General features: G+C 48.4%; 17 protein-coding genes and 1 other annotated feature. All 17 genes read right to left on the reverse strand.

All coding sequences use genetic code 11. The annotated features are described in order from the left end of the window. Positions 1–4: 4 nt before the first annotated feature. A complete protein-coding gene (locus ABMB67_RS05885; protein WP_354571383.1) occupies positions 5–919 on the reverse strand; it encodes an aspartate carbamoyltransferase catalytic subunit in 915 nt (304 codons plus the stop codon). Between the two features lie 197 nt (positions 920–1,116). Further along, positions 1,117–2,424 carry a solute carrier family 23 protein gene (locus tag ABMB67_RS05890; RefSeq protein ID WP_354571384.1) on the reverse strand — a complete coding sequence of 436 codons (1,308 nt, stop codon included), beginning with the start codon at positions 2,422–2,424 and terminating at the stop codon, positions 1,117–1,119. Between the two features lie 160 nt (positions 2,425–2,584). Further along, on the reverse strand, positions 2,585–3,124 hold the full coding sequence (pyrR, locus tag ABMB67_RS05895) for a bifunctional pyr operon transcriptional regulator/uracil phosphoribosyltransferase PyrR (protein ID WP_354571385.1): 540 nt from the start codon (positions 3,122–3,124) through the stop codon (positions 2,585–2,587). A gap of 194 nt (positions 3,125–3,318) precedes the next feature. Beyond that, positions 3,319–4,230: an RluA family pseudouridine synthase gene (locus tag ABMB67_RS05900; protein ID WP_251221955.1), complete on the reverse strand. Its 912-nt coding sequence runs from the start codon at positions 4,228–4,230 to the stop codon at positions 3,319–3,321. After that, positions 4,230–4,697, reverse strand: coding sequence for a signal peptidase II (gene lspA / locus ABMB67_RS05905; RefSeq protein ID WP_251221954.1), 468 nt, complete (start codon positions 4,695–4,697; stop codon positions 4,230–4,232). Before lspA ends, ABMB67_RS05900 begins: the two co-directional genes overlap by 1 nt. A 152-nt stretch (positions 4,698–4,849) precedes the next feature. Beyond that, on the reverse strand, positions 4,850–5,500 hold the full coding sequence (locus tag ABMB67_RS05910) for a TraR/DksA C4-type zinc finger protein (protein WP_251221953.1): 651 nt from the start codon (positions 5,498–5,500) through the stop codon (positions 4,850–4,852). 163 nt (positions 5,501–5,663) lie between these two features. Then, complete coding sequence (gene ileS, locus ABMB67_RS05915) at positions 5,664–8,432, reverse strand: isoleucine--tRNA ligase (RefSeq protein WP_251221952.1); 2,769 nt, start codon at positions 8,430–8,432, stop codon at positions 5,664–5,666. 158 nt (positions 8,433–8,590) lie between these two features. Then, positions 8,591–8,803: a binding site (T-box leader), on the reverse strand. A gap of 53 nt (positions 8,804–8,856) precedes the next feature. Next, positions 8,857–9,333, reverse strand: a complete 477-nt coding sequence (locus ABMB67_RS05920) for a DivIVA domain-containing protein (protein WP_251221951.1) — start codon at positions 9,331–9,333, stop codon at positions 8,857–8,859. 89 nt (positions 9,334–9,422) lie between these two features. Continuing rightward, on the reverse strand, positions 9,423–10,196 hold the full coding sequence (locus ABMB67_RS05925) for a YlmH family RNA-binding protein (protein ID WP_251221950.1): 774 nt from the start codon (positions 10,194–10,196) through the stop codon (positions 9,423–9,425). A gap of 20 nt (positions 10,197–10,216) precedes the next feature. Then, a complete protein-coding gene (locus ABMB67_RS05930) occupies positions 10,217–10,477 on the reverse strand; it encodes a YggT family protein (protein WP_251221949.1) in 261 nt (86 codons plus the stop codon). Between the two features lie 24 nt (positions 10,478–10,501). Beyond that, positions 10,502–10,942: a cell division protein SepF gene (locus ABMB67_RS05935; protein WP_251221948.1), complete on the reverse strand. Its 441-nt coding sequence runs from the start codon at positions 10,940–10,942 to the stop codon at positions 10,502–10,504. A gap of 15 nt (positions 10,943–10,957) precedes the next feature. Further along, positions 10,958–11,647 (reverse strand): YggS family pyridoxal phosphate-dependent enzyme, encoded by a 690-nt coding sequence (locus ABMB67_RS05940; RefSeq protein WP_354571386.1) that lies wholly within the window; start codon positions 11,645–11,647, stop codon positions 10,958–10,960. A gap of 8 nt (positions 11,648–11,655) precedes the next feature. After that, positions 11,656–12,486 carry a peptidoglycan editing factor PgeF gene (pgeF, locus tag ABMB67_RS05945; RefSeq protein ID WP_354571387.1) on the reverse strand — a complete coding sequence of 277 codons (831 nt, stop codon included), beginning with the start codon at positions 12,484–12,486 and terminating at the stop codon, positions 11,656–11,658. Between the two features lie 82 nt (positions 12,487–12,568). Further along, on the reverse strand, positions 12,569–12,862 hold the full coding sequence (locus ABMB67_RS05950; protein WP_251221945.1) for a YlmC/YmxH family sporulation protein: 294 nt from the start codon (positions 12,860–12,862) through the stop codon (positions 12,569–12,571). Between the two features lie 178 nt (positions 12,863–13,040). Next, positions 13,041–13,826, reverse strand: a complete 786-nt coding sequence (sigG, locus tag ABMB67_RS05955; RefSeq protein ID WP_251221944.1) for an RNA polymerase sporulation sigma factor SigG — start codon at positions 13,824–13,826, stop codon at positions 13,041–13,043. A gap of 155 nt (positions 13,827–13,981) precedes the next feature. Then, positions 13,982–14,695, reverse strand: a complete 714-nt coding sequence (gene sigE, locus ABMB67_RS05960) for an RNA polymerase sporulation sigma factor SigE (protein WP_251221943.1) — start codon at positions 14,693–14,695, stop codon at positions 13,982–13,984. A 21-nt stretch (positions 14,696–14,716) separates the two neighbouring features. Beyond that, positions 14,717–15,637, reverse strand: coding sequence for a sigma-E processing peptidase SpoIIGA (spoIIGA, locus tag ABMB67_RS05965; protein WP_354571388.1), 921 nt, complete (start codon positions 15,635–15,637; stop codon positions 14,717–14,719). Between the last annotated feature and the right edge of the window lie 139 nt (positions 15,638–15,776).

Consider the following 15,776-nt stretch of genomic DNA (forward strand, 5'->3'; position numbering starts at 1 on the left):
TAGGTTAACGTGTCAGCGCCCGCTTCAATACAGCCTGGCGAACAGCGACTCCATTTTTCATCTGTTTAAAAATCCGCGAACGCTTTGCTTCGACAAGCTCACTCGCCAGTTCAACATCGCGGTTGACCGGACCGGGATGCAGAATGATCGCTTCCTTTTTCATCCTTGTCTCCCGCTCAAGCGTCAACCCGTACTGTCTGTGATACTCCTCCTTCGACCAGCGCATCCCGCCGCCATGGCGTTCATGCTGAATCCGCAAGAGCATCATCACATCGGCCTGCCCGAGCGCTTCATCAAACGGAAGATGGTCATACTCTTCCGTAAAGCCTGCCATCCATTCCGCAGGTCCGGCGATGCGGACGTCGGCGCCAAGCCGCTTTAATGCCCGCGCATTTGAACGCGCGACGCGGCTATGGCGCAAATCCCCGGCAATGACGACTGTCAGGCCGGCAAACTGGCCAAACTCCTGCTGAATCGTCAGTAAATCAAGCAATGACTGCGTTGGATGATGCCCGCTGCCGTCGCCGGCATTAATGATCGGAATCGATACGTGCTCGCGCAAGTCATGGTAATATTCATTTTCCGGATGGCGTATCACCACGGCCTCAACACCGATCGCTTCAAATGTTTTGACAGTGTCGAGCAATGTCTCGCCTTTTTGCACGCTTGAATGCTTGGCGTCGAAGGAAAGCACCTCCAGACCGAGCTTCTTCTCAGCGACCTCAAAGCTGTAACGGGTCCGCGTACTCGGTTCAAAAAACAAGTTTGCGACAAACTGCTCCGTTGCTCCGCGCCATGACTTTCCATAGGAAAAGGTCTCGGCTTCCTCCAGCAATGTTGTAATTTCGCTAACCGGGAGAAGATCAAGTGACAGCAATTCCTGACGCAGCTGCGGCTCATTCATTTTCACGGTGATCATCGACATCAGCCTCCTTGATTTTTTATTGTTTTGCAAGGGAGTGCAGTGGCAAGAGGGAAGACAACCTTTTGCCATAATGTTAAAAACCCTGAGAGCGATCTCTCAGGGTAGCCCGAAGCGAGCAGCCGTGGCCGCTTCCGCTTCAAGCACCCTTTGAGGTCTCTCTGAACCACATTAAAGGGGCTTCCATATATGCTTTAGGCGACTTCCTCATTTTCCTCTTCTTCCTGGAACATCGGCTTTTTGCTGTAGCTTGCCGCTTTATCCGGCAGCACTAGATGCAGGACGATCCCGACAAGTGTCGCCAGCGCCATGCCCGGAATTTGCATATCCTCAGAAACCTGGATAAACGCTCCGCCAACTCCAAGGACGAGGATCACGGAAGAAATAATCAAATTCCGCTTCGCTCCAAGATCAATCTGATTATCAATCAGCATCCGCAAGCCGGAAGAAGCGATCACTCCGAAAAGCAGGATCGAAACACCGCCCATTACCGCCCCCGGAATCGTAGAAATAATCGCCGATATTTTCCCGATAAAGGCAAAGCAGATCGCCATTACCGCGGCGCCGGCGATAACGAACACACTAAACACCCGGGTAATCGCCAGCACGCCGATATTTTCACCATAAGTCGTATTTGGCGGACCGCCGATTAGGGACGCGATCATCGTCGCCACGCCATCGCCCAAAATCGAACGGTGCAGACCCGGCTTTTCGATAAAGTTTTTCCCGACGACCTTGCTCAGAACCATTTGGTCGCCAATATGCTCGGCGATTGTTACAACGGCAATCGGCGCGATAATCGCCACGATTTGCCAGTTGAATTCAGGAGCATACGTCACAAACGGGATGATAACGGCTGGAGCCGCCAGCCAGCTTGCCTCGCCAATCGGCGTCAGGTCGACAATCCCGACGAAGTAGGCTGTCACATAACCGCCGATAATTCCAAACATAATCGGCACTAGTCCGAAGAAGCCTTTAAAAAACATCGAAGCGATCACGGTAATCGCCAGCGTGATCAAGGCGACTGTGAAATGGAGTGAGCTGTAGGCTCCGTCGACGTTCATCGCCATATCAATCGCCGTCGGCGCAAGGCCGAGCCCGATCACAATAATAACCGGTCCGACGACGATCGGCGGTAAAATTTGCAGGATCCATTTGACGCCGCTTTGCTTAATCAAAAGCGCGACGATCCCGTAGACCAAACCGGCAAAGAAGCTTCCGATCATCGCTCCTTCAGGACCTCCGAGCGCTGTTGCCGAGAGGATCGGAGCAATAAAAGCAAAGGATGATCCGAGATAAGCCGGAATTTGTCCTTTCGTAATGAACAGATAAGCAAGTGTGCCGAGTCCGCTTGAAAGCAAGGCAACCGACGGACTCAAGTCAACGAGAAACGGCACAAGAATCGTCGCGCCAAACATCGCGCATAAGTGCTGAAAGCTTAAAATAAACCATTTATCCAATCTCGGTATATCACGGATTCCTATTTTTTCTGGATTTTTCATGTTCCTTCCCCCTGCTTTTTCTCTCTTCTTCTCAAAAAAACCCTCTCTGCGGCTGACAGAGAGGGTTTCGCGGTCTTCATTAAGGCACAGTAAGACCAGGGAAAGCACTCTTGTCAGCCTCACAGGACTGAGTTAAAGAGAACATTATAATGAGTAGTAGTTATTCTTTTTCTTCAATTGTCACTTGATCACTATCATCGACTTCGCTCAGCTTGGCGACAATCACTTCACTCTTTGAAGTCGGGACGTTTTTTCCGACATAATCGGGTCGAATTGGCAATTCACGATGACCGCGGTCAATCAGGACAGCCAATTGAATTTGTTCAGGCCTTCCTAAATCAATCAGCGCGTCAAGGGCGGCGCGCACGGTACGACCGGTATAAAGGACATCATCGACCAGGATCACTTTCATTCCACTAATAGTGATCGGAATATCCGTCCCCTGGATAATCGGTTCCTCGCTTTTCGACTTTACCGTTAAATCATCGCGATAAAGCGTGATGTCGATTTCCCCTACAGGGATCGACGCCCCTTCAATTTGTTCAATTCGCTCGGCCAGACGCTTCGCCAAATAAATTCCTCTCGTTTTGATGCCAACGAGGACGCAATTCTCAATTCCTTTGTTGCGTTCGATAATTTCATGTGCAACGCGGGTGATCCCGCGGCGGATCGCCTGTTCATCTAAAATGACCCTTGTCATGTTCACACCTCCAGCCTACCTGTATCAGAAACGAAAAAACCTCTCATGTCCAAAAGACATGAGAGGTGAATGTACGTTACATATACTACCTGTACGTTCGTTTCCTTCTCAGCCTCACGGGACTGTAGTTAAAGGACATTTAGTTCTTGTTCAGTATGCACGATCTCTTTCGTGATGTCAATCATTTTTTCTGCTTACATCGAGCGTAAATAGCGGAGTACTTCTTCCATTTCCGCTGGAATAGGCGCTTCAAACTCCAGCTCCTCTCCTGTCCGGGGATGGACGAAGCCAAGAACGGCAGCGTGAAGAGCTTGCCCTTCAATATCGACCGTTTTCTTCTTCGGTCCGTATTTCGGATCGCCGACCAGTGGAAAGCCGATATATTTCATATGAACGCGAATTTGATGCGTCCGCCCTGTTTCCAGCTCACACTGCACATAAGTGTGATTGGCGAAGCATTCCAACACGGTAAAATGAGTAACGGCTTCACGGCTGTTTTCATCGGTCACCGCCATGCTTTGGCGGTCTTTTTTATCGCGTCCGATCGGCGCATCAATCGTGCCGTGCTGATGAGGAATCACCCCGTGGACGATCGCTTTGTAAAGACGTTTCGTCGTTTTCGCCTTCAACTGCGAGACTAACGATTCATGAGCGCGGTCGTTTTTGGCGACCATCAGCAAGCCTGACGTATCCTTGTCAATCCGGTGAACGATCCCCGGGCGAATCACCCCGTTGATCCCCGACAAATCCTTACAATGATACATCAGCGCATTCACAAGCGTGTGTGAATAATGCCCAGGTGCCGGATGGACGACCATCCCGCGGGGCTTATTGACCACAATCACATCTTCATCCTCAAACACAATATCGAGCGGAATGTTTTCTGCCTTTATTTCCAACGGCTCGGGTTCAGGAACGGTTAACGTGATCTGATCACCCTCCGCCACTTTATAATTGCTTTTTACAGCTTGCTCATTGATCGTTACGGCGCCCTCTTTAATCCATTGCTGTACTTGGGAACGTGACCACCCCTCAAACGACGTCAGCAGCTTGTCAATCCGTTCTGCCTCCTGTTCGGCCGTCACTGTCCAATTGTAAACTTCCATTACTTTTTCTCCTTCTTCTCGCGGCGCTCATCACCGATCATCTTAATAAACAACAGCCCTACACCGATACATAACGACGCATCGGCGACATTAAATATCGCAAAATCATAACCGAATATATATGTATCGACAAAGTCAACGACTTCTCCGCGAAAGAGACGGTCAATAAAATTGCCAATCGCTCCGCCAAGAATAAGCCCTAAAGCTGTCCCGAACAAACGGCTGTTTTTCGCTTCCTTTTGCATGTAATAAATAATTCCGATGATGACTACGGTTGTAATAATATAAAAAAACCACATCTGGCCCTGCAAAATTCCAAAAGCAGCACCTGTATTGCGGTGCGACGTAAAATAAAGCACATTTTCAATAATCGTCAACCGTTCCCCAATTTCCATCTGTGTATCAACTACCCATTTTGTCAGTTGATCAATCAGTATAATCGCGACTGCTAAAAGGTAATATTTCAAAGCTGGTCCTCCTGTCCCTATCTTTCCACACTATAGCATTATAGCACAAAAAGGTTGGAACCAAAACGCTTAAGAAGCCGACGCTTCGCCCTCATCCTTAAAAAACGGAGAGCAGGGGCTGACACACTCAGCGTCCCAGCCCCGCTCTCCCTTCATTTGTCGCCATTGACGTAATGATTTAAATGAACATTGTGCTGGACATCAACCTTATCACTTCCGGTATAACCCTCAATTCCAGTCGATAAAAATCCTTCGATTTCTTCGACATAACCGATTGATTCATCCTCCTCATCAAGCGAGGCATCCTCATAGGTCATCGAGTTGTCATTAAAGCGCGCAACCGCTTGGTAGGCATCTTCCGCATCAAATTCGGTCTCGTCGTCGCGCCCGTCAAATTGATAAGCAGAAAACCCTTTTAGCACATCCTCTTCGGCTGGACGTCCGCGATTTTCCTGTGAGGCGGCGGCGACAATGGTCCGCGCAGTCGGATTTGCCTTGAGGCGCTCGAGCGGAATCGTCTGACCGGTCGCTTCACAAATGCCGTATGTGCCATCGGTAAACTTCCGCAAAGCATGCTCCACTTCTTCATGCTCGCGCTCGGCATGCTCAAGCAAAGCATAATCCTTTTCCCGCTCATATAAGTCCGTTGCCGCATCAGCTGGATGGTTATCATATTGCGAAAGCTCGCCTGTCAGATCGGATAACGCCTGGTGTGTTTCATCACCAAACTCCTGCTTAATGATTTTTTCAAGTTCCGCTTTACGCGCGACTAGCTGCTGTTTCATTTGTCGGTAATCTGTCACTGCTGTCTCTCTCCCTTTAGATCGGCATGAACATCCAACGAGCGAATGTTCTTTTTTAGTGTGACCAACAATCAAGCAAATAGTCGTTAAGAAAAGAGCCGGGGCAAAAGGTTGTTTTTTACCTTCTACTCCAGCTCCATCCAGGCGATCATCGCCTTTCTTATTAGACGTTTTGATAATACGTTGACACCGTTTCGGCACATGACGAACATAAAGTAGGATGCTCGCTGTTGGAGCCGACGGTCGTTGATACGACCCAGCAGCGCTCGCATGTTTCCCCTTCCGCCTGCTGAACGACAATCGCCAAATCTTCAAACACCGCTGCTTCACCCGGCGCTTCGCTCGCTTCACCCGCCAGCTTAACCGCAGAGACGATAAACAGCTTTTCCAACGACGGGATTGAGCTGAGCAGCTGACGGACGGCGCCGCTTGCATAAATCGTAATCGCCGCTGTCAGCGATTTCCCGATTTTCTTCTCGTTTCTGGCCTGCTCCAATGCTTTTAACACATCGTCGCGGACAGACATGAAATGGTTCCATTTTGCCAGCAACGCTTCCACATCAGTAAACGTTTTTGCCTCAGGCATATCCGTTAGCTGCACACTTTCCTCGCTCACACCCGGAATATGCTCCCACACCTCATCGGCTGTGTGAGACAAAATCGGCGATACTAATTTCGTTAACGCGACAAGCACGTCATACATCACCGTTTGAATTGCTCGGCGGGCGGGATGATTGGCATGCTCAATATAGAGCGTATCCTTCGCCATATCCATGTAGAAGGAGCTTAATTCAATCGTACAGAAATTGTGGATCGTATGGTACACAGTCGAAAACTGATAATGCTCATAGCCCTGCTTCGCTTTTTCAACGACTTCGTTAAGCTTGACGAGCATAAACAAATCAGCCTCACCGAGTTCCTCCGTCGCCACGCGGTTCACCGCCGGATCAAAATCATGCAGATTTCCAAGCAAGAAGCGGAACGTATTGCGGATTTTCCGGTAGGTTTCGGAGACCTGCTTTAAAATCTTATCCGAAACACGAACATCGGCCTGATAATCAACTGACGCAACCCAGAGGCGCAAAATATCGGCTCCAAGCTGCTTCATCACATCGTTCGGCACGACGACATTTCCGATTGATTTACTCATCTTCCGCCCTTCACCGTCAAGCGCGAAGCCGTGACTCAACACCCCTTTATACGGCGCTTTCCCTGTAACGGCAACGCTTGTCGACAACGAAGAGTTGAACCAGCCGCGATACTGATCCGAGCCTTCCAAATAGAGGTCAGCCGGACGGACGAGGTCGGCCCGTTCCTCTAACACCGCCTGATGCGAAGAGCCGGAGTCAAACCAGACGTCCATAATGTCCATTTCTCTCGTAAAGCTGCCATTCGGGCTATGTGGTGACGTAAAGCCTTCCGGAAGAAGCTGCTCCGTTTCCCATTCGAACCAAATATTTGATCCATGCTCGCGGAACAAGGCGGAAACATGGTCAATCGTCTCGTCTGTAATGATCGGCTCGCCATCTTCTCCGTAAAAGACCGGAATCGGCACACCCCACGCCCTCTGTCTTGAAATACACCAGTCCCCGCGGTCGCGCACCATATTGTACAGACGGGTTTCTCCCCATTTCGGCAGCCATTCGACTTCCTCGATCGCTTTAAGCAGCTCGGGACGAAATTGCTCGATCGAAGCAAACCATTGCGCCGTCGCCCGGTAAATAACCGGCTTTTTCGTCCGCCAGTCATGAGCGTACGAGTGCGTGATGAACGTCAGCTTCAGCAAAGCGCCGATCTCATCCAGCTTTTCGGTAATCGGCTTGTTCGCTTGATCGTAGAACAGACCTTCAAAGCCCGGCGCTTCGTCCGTCATATTCCCTTTGTCATCGACAGGGCAGAGTACATCAAGACCATATTTCTGACCGACAAGATAGTCCTCCTCCCCGTGTCCGGGAGCGGTATGAACACAGCCCGTACCGGCATCAAGCGTGACATGGTCGCCGCACATGACAAGCGAATCGCGTCCGTAAAGCGGATGCTCGGCTTTGACGTATTCAAGCTCCTTTCCTTTAAACGTCTTCAGCACGTCGACCTGTTCCCATTCCAATTCTTTTTCAAGCGACTCAAGCAGTCCGGCAGCGACAACATATTTCTTGTCAGCAACCTTCACAACGTTGTAATCAAGATCTGGATGGACGGAAATCCCCAAGTTTGCCGGAATCGTCCAAGGCGTCGTCGTCCAGATGACGATTGCTTCATCACCTTCAAGGACATCATTTCCTTCCTTCACCTGAAACGCCACATAAATCGAAGGAGAACGTTTGTCGTGGTATTCAATTTCAGCTTCAGCAAGAGCAGATTCCGACGAAGGAGACCAATAAACCGGCTTTTTGCCTTTGTAAATATAGCCTTTTTTCGCCATTTCACCAAACACCTTGATCTGCTGGGCTTCGTATTCCTTCTCAAGCGTCACGTACGGATTCCACCAGTCACCGCGCACTCCTAAACGCATAAACTGCTCGCGTTGGCGCTCAATTTGCTTTTTCGCGTATTCTTCGCACAGCTTGCGGAATTCAGCGACGCTCATCGCCTTGCGGTTCACCTTTCCGCTCTTCGTCAATGCCGTTTCAATCGGTAGTCCGTGCGTATCCCAGCCCGGCACATACGGCGCGTGGTAGCCGCTCATTGATTTATAGCGGACGATAAAATCCTTTAAAATTTTATTTAGCGCATGTCCCATATGAATATCGCCATTTGCGTATGGAGGTCCATCATGCAAAACAAATAACGGACGTCCTTCGGTACGTTGCTGCACCTTTTGATAAATATCACTTTCACTCCATTTTGCTTGTCGTTCCGGTTCCCGGTTCGGAAGATTTCCCCTCATCGGAAAATCAGTTTGCGGCATTAACAGCGTTTCTTTATAATCCATTCTCTTTCCTCCTATATGGTTATTAACTTTATTCAGCTCTATTAGCGCATCAATGATTGCAGCGGTTCTTTTCAAGCTGGCAATGGCTTCGTTCGCTACTCTCCAGGCTTTTTAAAAGATGTAGCAACTAAAAAAACTAAAAAACTTCCCGCCCCTAAGTAAGGGACGAGAAGTTAACCCGCGGTACCACCCTCATGGGAGAATGGCTCCCACTCAAGTATTCGTAACGTGAATGACGCGTTGCAGCCTACTGTACGTTTCAGTGCAAAACTAAAGGGTGATTTTCCAAAGCGCGTTATGACCGGGCTTCCACCATCCCCGGTTCGCTATGCACACCTTCGCCCTGTACTCGTCCCTCTCGCTGTTTGTTTCCTATTCGTAATGGATATTATTATATGTCAGCCATTTCAGAAGTGCAAGAAAATCATTCAACCGATTCTTCTTCAGCTACTTCATCCCACTCATCAGCCTTCAGCATTTCCATCTGCGCCTCGATGAGCATTTTAAACCGCATCTTGTAAACAGAGGCCTGTTTTTTCAGCTCCTCCATCTCCATCATAATTTTTCGTGACTTTGCCAGTGCATCATTAATGATGCGATCGGCATTTTTTTCCGCTTCCTTCACAATTAACTGCGCTTCCTTCTGCGCATTGCGACGGACTTCCTCAGCGGACTCCTGCGCCACTAAAATGGATTTATTCAGCGTTTCTTCAATGTTTTTAAAATGCTCAAGCTTCTCATCTAATTCGGTAACCTGCTCAAATAATTCTTTTTTCTCGCGTAGGACAGCTTCATAATCTTTAATGATTTGGTCTAAAAACTCATTGACCTCATCTTCATCATACCCTCGAAATCCCCTGGTAAATTCTTTATTGTGAATATCTAAAGGAGTTAAAGGCACATTCGTCACCTCCGGCTAATCATGAAATGCAAAGCATCTTTCTTTTTGTTTCGACAAACCCATATCAAAACCCTGCTTCAACAGGAGGGTTACAGTAATCTCTCGTAGCGTATTCTAATTTTATCCTTTTTCGTCCGTCCTTCAATGGCTTTGAGCTGGACCCTTCCAAAACCGCGGACAGATATGTAGTCCCCTTCCTCAACGGGGAAAGCAGGCTGATCGACAACTTTCCAATTAACCTTCACCAGGCCTTTATCAATATAGGGAAGGACCTTTGTTCTCGAAAGCCGGTAAAACTGGGCCAGTACGACATCGAGCCGCAGTGAGGAAACCGTTGCCGCCGCTTCCTCCCACGCTTCGACAGGCTTAGTATGCTCAGCGACAGGAATTTCTTTCAGCTTCACATTCGCTTTTCCAATCGTGGCGAGATTGGCTTGTACATAGTTGGCGACTTCTGACGTCACAACCAGTTGAATCGCCGCTTCATTCAAATAAATATCGCCAAATTTCTCCCGCTTTAACCCGATGTTCATTAGCGCACCGAGCACGTCGCGATGCTCAAGCGTGACAAATTTAGCCGGATACTCGATGGAAAAAAGCGTTAATTGAAAATCATCTTCGGCCGGTGTGATATAAGGCGGCGTCAACAGACCACGGCGCCGTTCCGCCAGCGGATGACCACCTGAAAAAGACAACGACACGTCATCATTGGCTCCAATCACCGATTCGATGATCTTTTGCTGTCGCGGATCAAGAAAGTCTGTCAGCCTTATTTGATGACGTACCTCCACATCCTCCTGCCATTGGAGCACCTGGTCGATAAACGGCCTTTCTTCCGGACGATAATGCTGATACACCGACATTGCACATCTACCTTTCTACTCTACATCAGACCGAAGAGCGCCGCCACTCCAGTTCTTGCTAAATTGAGAACGATGATCGCGACAATCGGTGAAAAGTCTATCATCCCAAGTGGCGGAACAAAGCGCCGAAACGGCTCTAAATACGGCTCAACCACTCTTCCAAGAAATTGTCCGATTGATGATTCCCGGGCATTTGGAAACCATGAGAGCAGAATATAGCCAATAATCAAAAATGAATATAAATACATCAATTGAAGTAACAGAGCACCAAGTGTTTGCATGAATTCACCACCTTCTCTTAACCATTACGACTGAAAATGCTCCTGCATCATTTCAGTGATCGAGCCTGACACGTCGATATTATCAGGCGTGCAAAGAAAAATATTCGGTCCGAGCTTTTGAATATCTCCTCCAATAGCATACACGGTTCCACTCAAAAAATCGACTACCCGTTTGGCCTGTTCGTGGGAAATCCGCTGTAAATTAATGATAACGGCCTTGCGCGCTTTCAAATGATCAGCGATATCCTGCGCTTCATCATATGTTCGCGGCTCCAGCAAAATGACCTTTGACGATTTTTGAACGCTTTGCAGGCTGACAACATTTTGTGACGACTGCCCTTTGCTGCGGCTTCGTGTTCTCGATTCCTCTTCAGCTTCGCCGTAGGAATCGTCAACAAATTCTTCAACTTCCTGAACCTCGTCTTCTAATTCGAAAAAACGCTTGAACTTCGACTTCATTCCCATTTTCATTCTCCTCCCTTATCTATCTGATTCTCTCCCGACCAAGGCAGAGCCTATCCGAATAAAGGTCGCGCCTTCTTCAATCGCAACTTGATAATCGTTTGACATTCCCATCGAAAGCTCCTGACATGGGGCATGCGCCAATTGCAAAGCCTGCACTTCATCCCGAAGCAGTCGCAGCTTGCGAAAAACGGCGCGCGTTTCCTCCGGTTCATCGACAAACGGCGCCATCGTCATCAAGCCGACCACTTTAACACCCTGATACGCCTCAAGCTCCCTAATGAAAGGGATAACCTCTACCGGGGCAAGTCCGGCCTTTGATTCTTCTCCCGACACATTGACCTGCACGAAGCACTTCAGCTGGTTGCCGAACGCCAGACGCTTGTCCAGTTCCTTGGCAAGCGAGATTCGATCAAGGGAGTGAAGATAATCGATTTTGTCGATCACTTTCTTTACCTTCTTCGACTGAAGGGAGCCGATAAAATGCCAAACGGCCTCACCTTGCAAAGAATTCCGCTTTTCAGCCAGCCCTTCCGCCCGGTTTTCCCCAATATGAACAAAGCCGGCTGACAACGCCTCCTGGGCGGTTTGCACACTTACATATTTCGTCACGGCGACGATATTGATTTCGTCTGGATCTCGGCCACAGCGGGCACAGATCTGTTCTATTTCTGCTTTGATCGTTTCACCATTTTGCTTTACCGACACTGCTTCTGTCACTCCTCATCGCCCCGTAATCCGATAAAACTCATCATTCTACCCGTTTTCCCGCCATCAGCCCGATGCGAGAACATCCTCTCATCGCCCGCCGTACAAATCGAACTGAGCAAAATATGATCGGCACGCACTCCGGCTTCAAGCAGAAGCTGCTTGTTAACGAGCCTGAGGTCGAGCATATATTTATCATTTCCGCAGGCTGTATACGTTTGCTCTGCCGCGAGCGTCAGCGACTGCCTGACCGCATCAATCACGCGCTCGTCAACCTCATAGGCACTTTGACTGATACATGGTCCGATCACAACGCGAACATCGGCCGGATCAACTCCTTCATCAGCCTGCCAGCGACTGACCATCGCCCGGGCAATCCCTTTAACAGTACCGCGCCAGCCCGCATGAGCGAGCCCGATTAGCCGCTGATCGGGCGCCAGAAAAAACAACGGTACGCAATCGGCGTACAAGCTTGTCAGTAACAAATTTTCCTCGGCTGTATAGAGCGCATCCGTTCCGGCAATCGCTGTCTCCAATGTCGCCGCTCCCTTGCCGGCGTCGGCAAGGCTTACCTTTTTCACGCTTGCTTCATGCACCTGCTCTGTGCCGACCCAGCGTGAAAGGGGAAACGTCAATTGTTCCGCCAGTCTTTCGCGGTTTTGCCGGACTGATTCTTGATCGTCTCCAACATGAAAACCAAGATTCAGGCTGCTGTAGGGGCCCGTACTGACCCCGCCCTCCCTTGTGGAAAATCCTGCAATCAGGGAAGGGACTGTTTGCTGCCAAGGTTCAATAATGAAATGCATCGCGGATTGTTGAACAAACGGTTCGATGTCCATCCCTCCCTGCTGTTGATGTCATCGTCTTATACCTCTTATCTTATCACAGGTTGAAGCTTACAAGAAACGACTTTCTTCCCAATCAGAGCTTGCGGACTGTCGAAGACTGTTCAAATGGATAGCTTTTTTTCCCAAATCCGCTCGGTACCTCGACAAGAATCACATCTGAGCCAATGCGGATGATATTTTTCCACGGGATCGTCACCTCCGCTGATTCCTTGCCAAACAGCCCCATCATTTTCCCGGTCCCATTAATAATCAGCGCCTCAATTTGCCCGCTGTGCAAATTGATCTCCAGATCAGTCAGCTGTCCCAACCTTTTTCCGTTCTCCATATTGACAATATCCTTTACTTGCAACTCTGAAATTTTCATCATCGCCCTCACTCTCCTTCATTGTCCATACCTTACTATATGCATTGTCATCAGCGATTTATGAGCGACTGCATCCTTTTTCAACACGCCCCCCGGCTTTTTGTCCATCCTTTCTCTCATCTCAAAAAAAAACAGCCTCATTCCGTTAAAGCCGGACTGAAGCTGCCTTACATTTTATTCATTAAATTTGCGCGTACTTATTCATTTGCTGAATCGCCCCTTTTTCCAACCGGGAAACCTGAGCCTGGGAAATGCCGATTTCCTCCGCAACCTCCATCTGGGTCTTCCCTTGGAAAAATCTCATATTCAAGATCATTTTTTCACGGTCATTCAAGCGGACCATCGCTTCTCGCAACGCGATTTCCTCGACCCAGTTGACATCCTTATTGCGCTCGTCACTGATTTGGTCCATCACAAAGATCGGATCGCCACCATCATTGTAAATCGGTTCAAATAAGGAGACCGGGTCCTGAATCGCATCAAGCGCAAAGACAACATCTTCTTTTGGCACGTCCAACACTTTGGCGATCTCCTGAACAGTCGGCTCTTTTTCCCGCTTTTTTTCCGCCATCAGCTGGTCGCGCACCTGCAGTGCCTTATAGGCGATATCTCGGAGGGAGCGCGAGACGCGAATCGGGTTATTATCCCGCAAATAACGTCTAATTTCTCCGATAATCATCGGAACAGCATATGTAGAGAACTTTACGTTTTGACTTAAATCAAAATTATCAATCGACTTCATTAATCCGATGCAGCCGACTTGAAACAAATCATCAACATACTCTCCCCGATTGTTAAAACGCTGAATTACACTAAGCACAAGGCGAAGATTGCCGTTTACCAATGTTTCCCGGGCACTTGTTTCTCCACTCTGTAATCGTTGAAAGAGCTCACGCATTTCCGTGTTCTTTAAAACAGGCAATTTTGACGTGTCTACACCGCAAATTTCTACTTTGTTTCGTGTCAATTCTTTCCCTCCTAGTCGTGGGAGATGATGTCAAATAAAGTATCTCCGCTGGAAAAAAAAATATGCACGGTCATTCGATGAGAAGAGACGCTCATCAAAGACCGTGCACGTCGTGACAAGAAAAAACACGAAGGAAAAAATTTCACGACCAGGTTTTACACCATTTTATTAAATTCTTTCTGGAGACGTTTAATAATCCGTTTCTCCAGCCGGGAAATATACGATTGGGAAATCCCTAATAAATCAGCGACGTCCTTTTGTGTCTTTTCCTCTTCGCCAGCTAGTCCAAAGCGCATCTCCATAATCTGTTTTTCCCGGTCATTAAGCGTATGCAGCGCTTTTACGAGCAGCTTGCGGTCGACTTTTTCCTCAATCCCTTTCGTAATAATATCGTCTTCTGTTCCCAGCACATCGGAAAGCAGCAATTCATTTCCGTCCCAATCGATATTCAGCGGTTCATCAAATGAGACCTCCGAGCGCGTTTTATTATTCCTGCGCAAGTACATCAGAATCTCATTTTCAATGCAGCGGGAGGCGTATGTAGCCAGCTTGATTTTCTTTTCCGGGTTAAACGTGTTCACCGCTTTGATCAGTCCGATCGTGCCGATGCTGATCAAATCCTCGATATTAATCCCGGTATTTTCAAACTTACGCGCGATATAGACAACAAGCCGCAAATTCCGTTCAATCAGCATCGACCGCACCGCTTTGTCACCTGAAGGAAGCTTTTTTAAGAGGACGGCTTCCTCCTCCTTTGATAAGGGCGGCGGAAGAGCTTCACTCCCCCCTATGTAATAAATTTCATCCGCCTTCATTCCAAGCTTATACATGATTTTGTACCAGAGTAATGTTGCTTTCAGCTTTAACATGACGAGCCTCCTCTATTTATATTATGCTAGTTTCTCCCTGTCGCCTCCGACAACTAACCTCGGATGAACAATACATTGAAAAGCCCCTTCAGCAGACAGCTCCTTTTCCTGTATTCCTAACAGAACATTGGCCGTTTCATAACGCTTCCCTCCCTGAACAACGACGACCCGATCTGGCCTGATGCCGGTTAAAAAAGGCGAGGACTGTCCAACGACGCGATAAGGAATTAAGCAAGCCCGCTCCAATAACCGGGTATCGGCGCCTTCATCGGAAGACTGTTCATGAAAATGAAGCAGATGGGTTAACGCTTCCTCTGAAAAAAAAGGACGCAAAAGCTTTGCCTCGACGATCATCACCGGCTTTTTCGTCAGCGGATCGGAAAGCTGGTTGCCGCTGTCAACGAGGCCTGTCGCCGTAAACGAATGACCCGCTACTGTCATTTCAACCTCCGCCAGCTGATCATAACGGATTTGCTGCCATTCCGCCTCCTCAAACTGCTTCTTTGAAAACCACCAAACCAACGGAAAACCAATGATGACAAAAAACCAGCTGATTCCGCTGCCGGCATAGCCTTTTGAAGCGGCAACCGAAGACAGCAGGTCGATTTCCGTCTGCCAAAAAAAATGAAGGGCAAACAACCCGCCGCCGGCCATGAATGTGACGAAATAAAACATAAGCAGCGATTGCAAAAACGTCCGCCACCGTTTATAGCCAAATGCGATAAGAACGATCAGCGCGGAATAAAGAGCCTTCATCCACGGCTGGTAAAACAGAGCGGCCCATGGTGTAAACAGAAGAAACACAACGAGCGAGGCAAATACTGCTGCGAAAATAAGCCGTTTTTGCCTATACGGCCTCTTTAAAAGCAGCGCGGTTAACATCAGCAGCAAATAATCGATACAGAGGTTCAGAAACCAAATGGCATCAAGATATAAGGTCATGGCCACCCTCTCATCTAAAACATTCTCTTTAAGCGAGTATATCTACATCCTATTAAAAAGTCTGTCATTTCATGACAAGCTGACGGTTGTTATTTTCAGAGATTTTTAATAAATTTGTCAGCATTTTTCTAGAAAGCTT

Source organism: Halalkalibacter oceani (assembly GCF_040544555.1).
Taxonomy (GTDB): Bacteria; Bacillota; Bacilli; order Bacillales; family Bacillaceae_D; genus Halalkalibacter; species Halalkalibacter oceani.

Excerpts from the sequence above, each read along its gene's own strand:
- ABMB67_RS05930 (WP_251221949.1), bottom strand. The coding sequence starts at position 10,477 with ATGCAAACACTTGGTGCTCTGTTACTTCAATTGATGTATTTATATTCA.
- ABMB67_RS05885 (WP_354571383.1), bottom strand. The coding sequence starts at position 919 with ATGATCACCGTGAAAATGAATGAGCCGCAGCTGCGTCAGGAATTGCTG.
- ABMB67_RS05890 (WP_354571384.1), bottom strand. The coding sequence starts at position 2,424 with ATGAAAAATCCAGAAAAAATAGGAATCCGTGATATACCGAGATTGGAT.
- sigE (WP_251221943.1), bottom strand. The coding sequence starts at position 14,695 with ATGTTAAAGCTGAAAGCAACATTACTCTGGTACAAAATCATGTATAAG.
- pgeF (WP_354571387.1), bottom strand. The coding sequence starts at position 12,486 with ATGGACATCGAACCGTTTGTTCAACAATCCGCGATGCATTTCATTATT.
- pyrR (WP_354571385.1), bottom strand. The coding sequence starts at position 3,124 with ATGACAAGGGTCATTTTAGATGAACAGGCGATCCGCCGCGGGATCACC.
- ileS (WP_251221952.1), bottom strand. The coding sequence starts at position 8,432 with ATGGATTATAAAGAAACGCTGTTAATGCCGCAAACTGATTTTCCGATG.
- ABMB67_RS05925 (WP_251221950.1), bottom strand. The coding sequence starts at position 10,196 with ATGTCGGTGTATCAGCATTATCGTCCGGAAGAAAGGCCGTTTATCGAC.
- ABMB67_RS05950 (WP_251221945.1), bottom strand. The coding sequence starts at position 12,862 with ATGATGAAAATTTCAGAGTTGCAAGTAAAGGATATTGTCAATATGGAG.
- ABMB67_RS05935 (WP_251221948.1), bottom strand. The coding sequence starts at position 10,942 with ATGGGAATGAAGTCGAAGTTCAAGCGTTTTTTCGAATTAGAAGACGAG.
- ABMB67_RS05900 (WP_251221955.1), bottom strand. The coding sequence starts at position 4,230 with ATGGAAGTTTACAATTGGACAGTGACGGCCGAACAGGAGGCAGAACGG.
- spoIIGA (WP_354571388.1), bottom strand. The coding sequence starts at position 15,637 with ATGACCTTATATCTTGATGCCATTTGGTTTCTGAACCTCTGTATCGAT.